Source organism: Luteibacter anthropi, from assembly GCF_011759365.1.
GTDB lineage: Bacteria > Pseudomonadota > Gammaproteobacteria > Xanthomonadales > Rhodanobacteraceae > Luteibacter > Luteibacter anthropi.
Genome location: NZ_JAARLZ010000005.1, coordinates 120,633 through 132,516, shown reverse-complemented (window position 1 = coordinate 132,516; position 11,884 = coordinate 120,633). Strand labels below are relative to the sequence as shown.

The window sequence follows — 11,884 nt, the reverse complement described above, 5'->3', positions numbered from 1 at the left end:
GCGTGCGGGGCCGCGATGATCAGATCAGGGAGCGACCCAGGCGATGCTCATGGCTCCACATTTTTTTATAGGACCATTTCTCATAGGCGCCGCCAAGGCTGAAAATCATCTCCTTGCCCAGGCCAGCGCATTGCTCGCGAGCCGTCTGGATGTTCAGCCATAGCAGGATGCTGCCCAGCCCGAAGTGATTCAGTTCCGGGTCCATTGCGCCGTTGTGGTCGTCGAAATAGACCCAGCGGGGACACTCGGCCCGGTAGATCAGGTCATAGGCGCAGGGGCGACCTTTGTAGAAGAGCACATGCCCGAACATCATGGAGCGGATGGCACCGATGAACGCCGCCAGCTCGTCATGGCGATGGCCCGGGTGGCCGCCCGGCCAGCGCATGATGAACAGTTCACGGTAGATACGTGCAAGCTCGTCGTCGCCGAAGCTATCCACGGAATGAATCTCGCCACCCTGATCGAGAAAACGATTGAGCTCGGCGCGACGGTTTTTCCGTGTCTTCTGGGAGAATTCGTCCTTTACCAGGCAAATGGTCCGTCGGTTCAGGGCGCCATAGGCGAAGTTGAGGAACTGCCCGCGATGTCGATGGGACAGCCGCTTGGATCGGGCAGGCAGGTAGGTCCGGTGACCGGGGTCCATCGGCAGGATGATGTTGTCGAAGATCACGGGTGCCTTCGTCACCGGATGGGCAATGACATCGTTGCTGTCGACGAAGTAGGCGCCGACGATCTGGCCTTGCACCTCCTTGTGATAGAAGGCCACGGGACCGGCGCCCCGGCTGTCGAGGTGGGCGAGGATCGCCGGATGGGCGCAGAGGCTCCCTCCGAACCGCTCATAGGCACGGCGATAGGTATCATGGTCCGATCGTTGCCATCCGGACAGGATCTTCTTGAGCATGGGGGCGGACTTGCGGGGGATGTCCGCACGTTATGACGCCCGTGTTGTAAGCCCATGGACGAACTGTGGAGTCAGTATGGAGACCCCAGGCCATAGCCGACAGTGATACATATCGCCACGGCCACGACCCAGGCAACAAGCATCCAGGCATGGCGTCTGATGAGGTCCAGCATGGTGATGATTCCTGCGGGAGGCGGCACCGGAACCCCGGTGCCGCGTCGTGGTCAGTACCGCGCGGACACGCTGAACAGCACCTGGCGGGGCGCGCTGCGCTGCAGCGTCTGGTAATCACCGGAGAACGGCGAGCCGGCAATCGTGGCCGTGCCGATGTTCTTCCGGTTGATCAGGTTGCTGGCATCCAGCCGGAAGCTGAGCTCCGGGCGATTGCCCCTGGCCGGCAGCGTATAGCTGGCATAGGCGTTGACCTGCCAGTAGTTCGGCACGTAGATATCATTCTCGTACGAGAAGGGCTGACGCAGGTACTCGGTGCTGGTGGCACCGAAGCGCCAGGCGTTGAAGTGCGCCGATACGTCGGTGACCAGCGAGACGATGGGATAACCCGGCTGGGCCTTGCCCTTGATGGGAAAGACATTGCCGTCCACGGCGAAGTCGCGATCATAGAACGACCGCGCCACGGCCACGCCCTGGTACACCTGCACATGCCTGGACAGGTCGGCGGTAAGGCCAAGATCGCTGCCGAAGATATGCATGCGCGGCATCACGCCCACCGTATTCACCTGGGCAAACTGGCTGCCCACCGCGGCGGAAAGCAGGCGGTTGCGGATCACGCTATAGAACGCATCGTAAGTGAGGGTCACGTTGTCGAAACGATGAGCGACACCGGCGGTGAGGTTCCAGTCGGATTCGGGGCGGATCGACTGGACGGCCTTGTCGAATTCGTCCTGGCTCGACACGGTCCACACGGATGCCGTGTAGCCGATATTGCCGCGCTGGGCTACGCGATAGCCGTTCTCGGACTCGGCGAGATCCACGAAGACATCGGTTTGCGGTGTCGGGCTCCAGAACAGCGAAAGATGCGGCAGGAAGTTGTTCTTCACCCGCAGGGTGCCGTACGGAGCCTGGTCGGCACCGATGCCGCCACCCGTGGTGGAGAAGCTTACGCCCTTGAAACCCATGCCAAGGGTCAGCTCATCATTGATGGCGTAATCGTCGTGCAGGTAGAACTGACGCGAGCGGGTACGCCAGTGCGATGCATTGGCGATCTGGAACGCCGGGCCATACGTGGTATACGGTCCCGTGGTGTTCAGCGGCGCACCCTGACCGAGCAAGGGTTCGTTATACCAGGAGGTTTTCGCATCCGAGTTCGTGCGCTCCTGCCAGAAGCCGGCTGTGAGCGTATGGTTTCCGGCTGTATACGTGAAGTTGAGCATGCCACCGAAGCGATTCACCTTCGGGCTCTGCACCTGCTCGGAAAACGGCGCGCCGGTGGGCGAGGGCGTATTGGGGTCGGCGAGACTGGCGTAGGTCTTGCTGTTCGCTCCATAGAGCTGGACGCTTCCGCTCAGGTCCGGCGAGATGCGGAAATGATGGGTGATGGATTCGATGTAGTCGCTGGTGGTCTGGCCGGTGTCGTAGGGCAGCAGGGAAGTGAGCTTGCCGCAGGTATAAACGCCGCACGATGCATCGGCGTTCTCAGGAAGTGCGGCGTTATAGGCATCGGCATAGTTCGGATACCGGCTGTCCGCCTTCCAGCCCAGGTTGCGGATCATGTCGAACGACAGGTTGTTGTAACCCCACACCTCGGCATGGCTGCCGGAGAAGAAGAAAGTGAAGTCGCCCCATGACACGTCCTGCTTCACCTTCAGGTCGCCACGCAGGAAGTGCTGCGTACCGGCAGCCTGGTACTTGTTCGCCGATACCCGTTGCAGGTCCGCCACGATTTCCGGACCGTTCTCGCCCAGCTTTCCGGTTTGGCCGGAGAGCGTCGTTACGAGCGTCCGGTTGCTTCCATAGGCCTGCTTTACCGTTGCGCCCGCTGTTGCCGAAGGCTGCACCAGTGCATAGGCGATGCCACCACCGTTGGCGCTGCTGGAAAACAGGCTTTCACGGGCGGAGCCCGGTGTGATGTCGATGGAGCCGACCGCATCGGGCACCCCCACGTTGACCACGCTGGTACCGGTCATCGAGAGGAAACTGCTGTCATTGAGCGGCACGCCTTCGAACGTCACGCCCATTTCGCTCATGCGGAAACCACGCACGAACAGGCTGGTGGCCGAGATATCCAGGCCCAGGCCATCGGTGGCGGTATAGGAGGCCCCCGGCACTTTCTTCAGCAGGGCAAGCGAATTGTCTCCGCTGAGCGAGCCCTCGAAATCGCTGCGATTGAGCACGTAGGCGTTGGCACCCACCGGCTGGATCGACGCGAGTGCCGCGCCCGACGTGGGTGCGGCCACGGACACACCGTCGAGCACGACCGGCGTGTCATCGTTCTTCTGCTTCTTGGTATTTTTCGTCGTGTCCTCTGCATGTAGCGGCAAGGCATGCAGGCCAAGTCCGATGACCAGCATGGGAAGACGAAGGCCATATAGCAGGTGGGCTGGGCGCGTTGCGCGAACCGACTGGGCGCGCGGGCAGGCGGAGGAAGCATTCTTGATCGTGCGGAAAATCATGGGTACATCCAGGTGCGGGTACGGACGCCGGTCAGGGCCGGCGTGGGCGTCTTGGCGAGAAAGGTGCGAGGCGGTGGTCAGGCCGCTCGCCAGCTGGTGAATCCGGAACTGCGCGTGGGCCTGACCGGTGTGCGGCCCATGACCTGGGAGTCGGTGCCATGCTGTACCCGGTGCAGCATGGTGCGAGTGGGCTTGAAGTCGTCGCAGAGATCGGAAAGCAGGTGGAACACCATGCCGATGTCCGCGTTGTGTCGTGACGACGCGTACAGGTCGATATCGACGGCGTGCCGATCGGGAAACGTGCGCAACACGATGTGCATGTCGTCGGCCATGATGGTGCCGACGACACCTTCGTGGGCCGAAGCGGCGAACAGGTCGCCCGCAATGCTCACGTGATGGCGCATCACATGCTCCACGCAAAGTGCGCGGATGGATGCAGGGTCACGAAGGGCATCGACAGACGTGCGGCAGCCTAGCCATTCGCCAAGGAAGTGAATGCTGTGCATGGGAAGTACTCGCTGAAGGCGTGACGGGACGCGCGGGCTCGTATCGCGAGGTGGCCGTAAAAGGCGCACGGTCACGCGACAGGAGGGCCTGCGTTATTTCAGAGGCAGTGAGTTGTCACGACGACACGGAACGTGCCGGCGCGCGACGATGCGGCGTGGCCGCGTCGTCGGTCAGCGAGATGGAGGGCGCATGTCAGCGTGGATGTTGCAGCGACGCGCCCGGGCGTGGCCCGGGCGTGGCAGGGCGCGGACGCAGGTCCGGCTGATCAAGGGGAAAAGAGTTGTTTTCATGGCTCATCGCCTGTGCGCCGTAGGCAGCACAGACGACGGCCGGACTTCCCTAGGCGAGGAAAGCGCCGGTCGACCGGATGCGGCCGCTGCTGGCGTCCAAGTTTTCATTAGGCACCGACATCGGAGCGATGACTCCGTTATCGGTGCGGCTACTAGGGTAACTGTCCATTTCTCGCAGGTGGGTAACCAGACAAGTGCCACGGGAGACCCGTAAGGCCGGGGCACGATACTCAGGCTCGCAGGGGCCTGTCAACGAAAATCTCCTGCATTGCAGCAATGTAATGCGGGTTTGCAGATGGACGGCCGAAAACGATCGCCTCATGCAGGCGTGGCCATGCCATGCAGCGTGGCTTCCGTTGCGTGATAACCGCTGATTTCCACCGTGACGTGCACCAGTTCTTCATGAACGGACAGATGCCTGCGCACGGTATCCGCAGACAACGGTCGTTCGCTCACGACAGCGACGATGCAGGCGAAACGACCATTGCCCACGCGCCATACATGAAGGTCGCTGATGGATGCATGGGGAAGCTCCTGCGCGAAGACCTCGCGAATCTCATCGACCACGGGATGATCCATGTCGCCGTCGAGCAGGATGCGACCCGATGTACGAACCAGGCTGATGGCCCACTGCGCGACGAGGAAGGCGCCCAGGATGCCCATCACCGGATCGAGCCAGGCGATGCCGAACAGCTTGCCACCCAGCAGCGCGAAGATGGCCAGTACGGAGGTGGCGGCATCGGCCACCACATGCAGATAGGCGGAGCGAAGGTTGATGTCTTCGTAGTGGTGATGTGCATCATGGCCGTGATGGTCGTGGCCATGATGATCGTGACCGTGATGGGCACCCTTCAGAAGCCATGCGCAAAGCAGGTTCACCAGCAGGCCGACCACGCCGATGGGAAGGGCTTCGTCGTAACTGATGGGTACCGGATGCACGAGATGCTCGATGGACTGTACGAGCATGAAGATCGCCACGACGCCCAGTAGGAGCGCGCTGCTATAGCCCCCCAGCACTTCGATCTTCCAGGTGCCGAAGGCGAAGCGGCGATCCGAGGTCAACCGGCGGGCGATGACGTAGGCGGCGGCAGAAATCCCCAGGGCCAGCGCATGGGAACTCATGTGCCAGCCATCGGCCAGCAGGGCCATGGAGTGAAAGAGGTATCCTCCTGCAATCTCCACCACCATCATGACGGCGGTGATCGCGACGGCTATCAGTGTGTTCTTCTCGGCGAGGGGATTGCCTTCGTTGAAGTGATGGGAATGCTGGAAGGGGCGCGGATCGGGCGTCATCATGGCCTTGGCCTGTATAGGGTACCCCCCTATACTATCCACCCGACGAAGAGGTTGTCATGTCCCATACCATTGCCAACAAGAAAGCCCTTATCACCCGTGTCCGGCGAATCAGCGGCCAGGTGGCCTCGCTGGAAAAAGCCCTTGAAGGCGATACGGGCTGCGATGCCGTGCTCCAGCAGGTGGCATCGATTCGCGGCGCCGTACAGGGGCTCATGAGCCAGATGCTGGAAGACCACCTGCGCGAGCATGTGGCGGAGAGTAATCCGCATGCCCTGCATGAACTGGAACCCGTGCTGGCGGTGCTGCGCAGTTACTTGCGCTGAAACACGCGAGGATGCGGGTAAAGGGGCGTAAACCGCCATGACGGTGGTACGTATGGGCGTCACAATGTGCGATGACCTGCTCCCCTACGTGAAGGAAGCCCCATGCGTCGCCGCGATCTCCTGAAGGCCGGACTGGCCCTCCCGCTCCTGCCTGCCGCCTTTTCGACCATGGCCGGAGCCTTGCGTGGTGGCGCCATGTCTCGGGTACGGCCTGGCGATGCCGCATGGCCGGATACGGGGGCATGGGAGGATCTTCGCCGGCAGGTCGGTGGCCGGTTGCTCAATCCGGTATCGCCTTTTTCCGGCGCGGCCTCGGCCACGTCACGGGCCGAGGCGCTGCGCAACCTGCACAACCCGTACTACCTGGGCGACCAGGTGAGCCTGACGCAGACCAGCGGCTGGTTCGGCGCATGGACATCCCAGCCCAGCCCCTGGGCCGTGGCTGCAGAGAGCGCGGCGGATGTGGCGGCGGCAGTGAATTTCGCCCGCACGCATCGTTTACGCCTGGTGGTGAAGGGCGGCGGTCACAGCTATCAGGGCACCTCGTGCGGCGCCGATGCGCTTCTGGTCTGGACCCGTCCCATGAATGCCGTGACCCTGCACGATGCCTTCGTGCCCGAGGGTTGCGAAGGCCATGCCGCGGAACATGCCGTGAGCCTGGGCGGTGGGTGCATCTGGATGGATGCCTACGATGCCGTGACCACGCGGGGCGGTCGCTATGTGCAAGGCGGTGGCTGCCTGACCGTGGGCGTGGCCGGCCTGGTGCAGGGTGGTGGTTTCGGGCATTTCTCCAAGCGCTTCGGCAGCGCGGCCAGCAATCTGCTGGAAGCCGAAGTGGTGACAGCCGATGGCCGTGTGGTCATCGCGAATCCAGCGAGAAACCCCGACTTGTTCTGGGCGTTGAAAGGCGGTGGCGGCGGGAGTTTCGGCGTGGTGACCCGGGTCACCCTGCGCACGTATGAACTGCCGCAGTTTTTTGGTGGCGTGGGAGGAAGCATTCGTGCGGCGACGGACGAGGCGTTTCGTGCCTTGCTTGATCGCTTCTTCGCGTTCTACGCCAGTGATATGTTCAATCCGCGCTGGGGCGAGCACATCACCCTGCGCAAGGACAACGTGCTCAACCTGACGATGATGTTCCAGGACATGGACGATGCCGCAGTGAAGCATGCCTGGTCACCGTTCATCGACTGGGTGGGCCAGCGCAGCGAATACACGCTGGAAGAGCCGGTCAATGTGCTGACCGTGCCTGCGCAGCATCTGTGGGATGGTGCCTATTTCCACGAACATTTCCCGGGGCACATGCTCAACGACGAGCGTCCCGGTGCGCCGGCACGGAACATCATCTGGAACGGCCAGCAGCATGAGGCCGGCTGGTTCATCCACGACTATCGTTCGATCTGGCTGCCGTCTTCACTGCTGGACGATCATCGCCGTGCAGGGCTCGTGGACACCCTGTTCCGTGCCACGCGCCACCATGGCATGGAATTGTTCTTCGGCAAGGGCATGGCCGGAGGCACGGCGGAATCGATCCGGCGCACACGGGACACGTCGATGAATCCACAGGTGCTTGATGCCTTTGCCCTGGCCATCATGGGTGCGGATGCCGAGCCTGCGTATCCGGGCATGGACCCTGTGCACGTCGATGCGGCGCAGGCCCGTCGCGACCAGCGTGACCTTGGCGCGGCGCTGGCCGAATTGCGCAAGGTTGCCCCGGCCGGCGGTGCCTACGTCTCCGAGAGCGATTACTTCCAGCCCAACTGGCAGTCGGCCTTCTGGGGCACTCATTACCCGCGCTTGCTCGCAGTGAAGCGCCGCTACGATCCCGATGGCCTGTTCGTGGTGCACCACGGCGTGGGTAGCGAGGATTGGAGCGCCGACGGTTTTACCCGGCGGGCGGTTTGAGGAAGGCGCCATTCGGACCAAACGCCGCCGTGACAAACCGCTCGCCTATCAGCTGATGCGTGGCGGCGTCAGGGTGCAGGCGGTCGAGCAGTGGTAGTGCATCGTGATCGGCTGCTCCGTAAAGCACCTGCCCATCCAGATAGTGCAGATGAGGGTCAGTTTTCGTTCGTTGCGCCATGATGTGGGCGAGTTCGCGGCGAATCGTTTCGAGGGTGAGCTTGCCGGCGGCGCTTTCGGCGGGGTTGCCCGTGGCTCGAAACATGACCTTGCCTTCCATCAGTGCTTCGGTATCGAAGGCGCCGGGACCCGGCGTGGTTTCGTGGATCGGGCAGTACAGCGGGGAAATCACCAGCAGCGGTGTGTCCGGATGTCCTTCGCGCACAGTATCGAGAAAACCATGCACCGCAGGCACGAAAGCACGCAGGCGCATCAGGTCGGTGTTGACCAGGTTGATGCCCATTTTCACGCTGATGAAGTCGGCTGCGGTATCGCGCAGCGTGCGAGCGATGAATGGATCGAGCAGGGCACTGCCGCCGAAACCCAGGTTGATCAGATCGACGTTGCCTGCAAGGGATACGAGTGCTGGCCAGATGGTGCTCGCGCTTGCGGCGTTGGAGCCCTGGCTGATGGAGCTGCCGTGATGCAGCCAGACCTTGCGGCGTTCATCGGGGATGGCCATGGCGGGGGCATTGGCACGCAAGCCCACCACTTCCGTGATTTCGTTGTAGGGAAGCCATATTTCTATACGCTTTTCGCCCTGCGACAGGTCGGGGAAGCGCAGGTTGGCGATGGGGCCTTCCTGCCGGCTTACCTGGCCCGTGCGCATGTCGATCGTGACCACATCACCGCCTTCGGCCGTTGCCTGGGCGGTGAGCTCGCCATCGACCAGCAGGTCGTAGATGCCTGGCGGACGCGCAGGCACGCCTGCGTAGACATGGCGGGTGGGTAGCGTATCCAGTTCCAGCATGGTTGCGCTGGTGCGCATCACAAGGCGCACGCCTGACGGCTGCGCTTCCGCCATCGTGAGTTGCGGGTCTGGGTATTGGGCCCGGGCCCAGGCCGGAAGGCGGTGTAACAGGAGACCGCGCGCGGTTGTTTCGATGTCGATGGCGCCACGGAAAAAATCCGCGGAAAGAGGGACGGCAGTCAGTCCGTCGCTTGCAGTCGTCATGGGGATATCGTTTTAAGGGGACATGGGATTGTATCGATTTGCCATGCATTCTGTTGTGCGAAAGCCTGGTGATAATGCACCCAAGGCCATCATCTCGCCGGACGCTCTGGCAGGCGACAGCCTTTTGCTGGAAGGACACGTGCTGCGCATTGTTATGTCATGGCCCTGAGGCGCTACCTCAATCGCCCGGCAACGTAATCACCACCTTGCCGAAAGGTCCTCGCCCCAGATGATCGAAAGCTGCGAGCGCGTTGTCGAACGCATAAGTGGTATCGATGACAGGCTTGATCCGGTGGTGATCTATGGCGCGGATCATGTTTTCAAGGGATGTACGGTGCCCCACGGTGATGCCCTGGATCACGGCACGCCGCAACATGAGAGGCAGCACAGGCAGCGTGATATCTGCGCCGTCGAGGAAGCCGATCTGCGCGATCCGGCCGCCGCTTGCCAGCGCGCTGGCCGATTGCCTCAGGTTGTCGCCACCTATCAGTTCAAGGATGTGATCCACGCCGCGTCCTTCCGTGAGTTCCAGCGCTTTTACGGCCCATGCAGGGTTCGCACCTGTATCGATGATGGCATCGGCCCCCAGGTCACGTGCCCGGGCAAGTTTTTCCGCACTGCGTGACGTCACGATCACCTGTGCGCCCAGAGCCTTCGCCAGCTGAAGGCCGAAGATGGCGACGCCGCCGGTTCCCTGGACGAGGACGGACTGACCGGCATGCAAGCGGCCGGTTTCCACCAGGGCAAACCACGCGGTGAGTGCGGCGATAGGCAGGGTGGAGGCTTCGGGAGCACTGAGCGATGCCGGTGAATGCACGAGCACGTCTTCGTGAAGAATGATGTATTCGCTCAGGACGCCAGGCAGCGGACCGCCCAGTGACAGACCGTGACGGGTCATGTCGGGCGGTGGTTCGCCCTCGATCCATGGGGTCCAGAAATTGGCAACGACCCGATCGCCTTCGCGGACGCGACTCACGCCGCTTCCTGTGGAAACGACTTTGCCAGCCATGTCGGAGGCCGGTACGAAGGGCATGGCCGGTGGCCCGGGCAACAGTTCTCCCTGGATGACCAGCCGGTCACGATAGTTCAGGGAGACGGCCTCTACACGCACCAGGACTTCACCGGGGCCCGGCTCAGGCACGAGAACGTCCGTCAGATGCAGGTTCTCCAGACCAAAGGCGGCAAGCTGCCAGCATTTCATGGTGCGATTCACGAGGGTGCGCTCGGCTTGAAATAGGAAGCCCGCATCCTATTGACGATCCCGGTTCTCTGGTTGCGCTATATTTTCCGATTATTGGAGCGGATAAGGCGTCAGTGACATGGGGCAGCATCTGCATTCGCACCTTCAGGGGCTGTCGGCGTTCGTGCATACCGTGGAGACGGGCAGCTTCACGGCTGCTGGGATACGCATGGGCATGTCGAAGTCGGCTGTCGGCAAAGCCGTTGCCCGCCTGGAAGAGCGGCTTGGTGTCCGGTTGCTGGAACGCACGACGCGCAGCCTCAGCGTCACGGCCGAGGGGCGAACCTATTACGAAAGTTGCCTGCGCGTCATCGACGAACTGGGTACCACGGAATCCTTACTGGCTGCGCGACACAACAGTGTTTCGGGGGTATTGCGGGTCAACCTGCCGCTCTCGTTCGGTCGTTCATGCGTCATGCCGGTGCTGCTCGAACTGTCGCATCGTCATCCCGGTCTGGAGCTGGATGTTTCCTTTACGGATCGGTTCGTGGATCTGGTGGAAGAGGGCGTGGATCTCGCGGTGCGCCTGGGTGGCGTGGGTGATCACGCCACCTTGGTTGGACGCTCGCTCGGCATGCAGCGCTCGGTCATATGTGCCGCGCCTTCTTATCTTGAGCGCAAGGGTCGTCCGCTGTCGGCGGACGACCTGGCGTCCCACGACTGTGTGGCCTTCGCCAAGGATGGGCGTCCATTACCGTGGACGGTGCGGGGTGCGGACGGGTTGCCGTTGATGATGGCGGTTCGACCTCGACACACGGTCAGCCACGGCGAGGCGCTGCTCGATGCCGTGGTGGGTGGGCTTGGCGTTGCCTGCCTGTCGACGTGGCTGATTGCCGGGGAGCTGCTCAAAGGCACGCTTGAAGTGCTGCCAGTGGGCTTGCCGTATGGCGATGCACCCATAACGGCGTTATGGCCTAAGTCGCGTGATCTGGCGCCGAAGGTGCGTGTGGCGGTGGATGCATTGGTGGCGGCGTTTTTGCCGGTCCCGCCCTGGGACAGGTGAGGTGCATCGTTCTGATGTGACGGTCGCGCGCAAGGCGCGCTCCTACAACGCACTGATGCCCTTGTAGAAGCGCGCCTCGCGCGCGACACCCGCCAAGGCGAGTGCGAAGCCCTTGTAGGAGCGCGCCTTGCGCGCGACACCCGCCAAGGCGAATGCAAAGCCCTGTAGGAGAGCGCCTCGCGCGCGACCGTCCTGTCCTCAGCCCAGCCGACGCGCCATATCCTCCATCGATTCGACGAACCAGAACGCATCTCCCTGATTCGCCTCGCGAACGAAGTCACGCAAGGCCTCGCTTCGCTGCACCGCGGCAGAAATGTCGCCGACGAAAACGAGGCGTATCCGGTAATTGACGAACTTCTGGACGATCGCACCCGCCACACCGCTGCGCAGCCGCAGGAAATCCTCGCCAAGCCTCGCCGCGGGAAAGGCCACCATATCGGCGCGCTCATCCATGGCAGCCATCAGCAGTTCCTTGCCGTCGGCCTCCGTGGAGAGCATCGGGCCTGCGGTCGGGCAGACCAGGACATGATGTCCATGGACAGAATGGATCGCTCCGTGCATCGGTGGCTTCTCCTTGCGTGCGAGTGCGCTTAAACGGCCATCACCATAAATGGATCACGC

The 11,884-nt window shown here is 62.4% G+C and carries 10 protein-coding genes; 3 read left to right on the top strand and 7 right to left on the bottom strand.

Going from position 1 to position 11,884, the window contains the following annotated elements; translation table 11 throughout:
* Positions 1-19 precede the first annotated feature (19 nt).
* From HBF25_RS10555 to dmeF, 4 genes are all read right to left on the bottom strand, one after another.
* On the bottom strand, positions 20-901 hold the full coding sequence (locus tag HBF25_RS10555) for a GNAT family N-acetyltransferase (RefSeq protein WP_166948162.1): 882 nt from the start codon (positions 899-901) through the stop codon (positions 20-22).
* A 224-nt stretch (positions 902-1,125) separates the two neighbouring features.
* Positions 1,126-3,531, bottom strand: a complete 2,406-nt coding sequence (locus HBF25_RS10550) for a TonB-dependent receptor (RefSeq protein WP_243853176.1) — start codon at positions 3,529-3,531, stop codon at positions 1,126-1,128.
* A 77-nt stretch (positions 3,532-3,608) separates the two neighbouring features.
* A complete protein-coding gene (locus HBF25_RS10545; protein WP_166948160.1) occupies positions 3,609-4,037 on the bottom strand; it encodes an S-adenosylmethionine decarboxylase in 429 nt (142 codons plus the stop codon).
* Positions 4,038-4,646: 609 nt separating this feature from the next.
* Positions 4,647-5,624 carry a CDF family Co(II)/Ni(II) efflux transporter DmeF gene (dmeF, locus tag HBF25_RS10540; protein ID WP_166948158.1) on the bottom strand — a complete coding sequence of 326 codons (978 nt, stop codon included), beginning with the start codon at positions 5,622-5,624 and terminating at the stop codon, positions 4,647-4,649.
* Positions 5,625-5,680: 56 nt separating this feature from the next.
* Here dmeF and HBF25_RS10535 point away from each other — a divergent pair, with 56 nt between their 5' ends.
* Together HBF25_RS10535 and HBF25_RS10530 are read left to right on the top strand one after the other, a co-directional pair.
* Positions 5,681-5,947, top strand: coding sequence for a metal/formaldehyde-sensitive transcriptional repressor (locus tag HBF25_RS10535; protein WP_166948156.1), 267 nt, complete (start codon positions 5,681-5,683; stop codon positions 5,945-5,947).
* Positions 5,948-6,049: 102 nt separating this feature from the next.
* Positions 6,050-7,849 (top strand): FAD-binding oxidoreductase, encoded by a 1,800-nt coding sequence (locus tag HBF25_RS10530; protein WP_166948154.1) that lies wholly within the window; start codon positions 6,050-6,052, stop codon positions 7,847-7,849.
* On the opposite strand, the gene HBF25_RS10525 is transcribed toward HBF25_RS10530, so the two are convergent.
* Positions 7,830-9,020: an SGNH/GDSL hydrolase family protein gene (locus HBF25_RS10525; protein ID WP_166948152.1), complete on the bottom strand. Its 1,191-nt coding sequence runs from the start codon at positions 9,018-9,020 to the stop codon at positions 7,830-7,832. The genes HBF25_RS10530 and HBF25_RS10525 overlap by 20 nt on opposite strands.
* 178 nt (positions 9,021-9,198) lie before the next feature.
* Positions 9,199-10,221, bottom strand: coding sequence for a zinc-dependent alcohol dehydrogenase family protein (locus HBF25_RS10520; RefSeq protein ID WP_208392526.1), 1,023 nt, complete (start codon positions 10,219-10,221; stop codon positions 9,199-9,201).
* A gap of 118 nt (positions 10,222-10,339) precedes the next feature.
* On the opposite strand from HBF25_RS10520, the gene HBF25_RS10515 reads away from it, so the two are divergent.
* Positions 10,340-11,263 (top strand): LysR family transcriptional regulator, encoded by a 924-nt coding sequence (locus tag HBF25_RS10515; protein WP_166948148.1) that lies wholly within the window; start codon positions 10,340-10,342, stop codon positions 11,261-11,263.
* Positions 11,264-11,461: 198 nt separating this feature from the next.
* On the opposite strand, the gene HBF25_RS10510 is transcribed toward HBF25_RS10515, so the two are convergent.
* On the bottom strand, positions 11,462-11,824 hold the full coding sequence (locus tag HBF25_RS10510) for a DUF4180 domain-containing protein (protein ID WP_166948146.1): 363 nt from the start codon (positions 11,822-11,824) through the stop codon (positions 11,462-11,464).
* Positions 11,825-11,884: the final 60 nt, after the last annotated feature.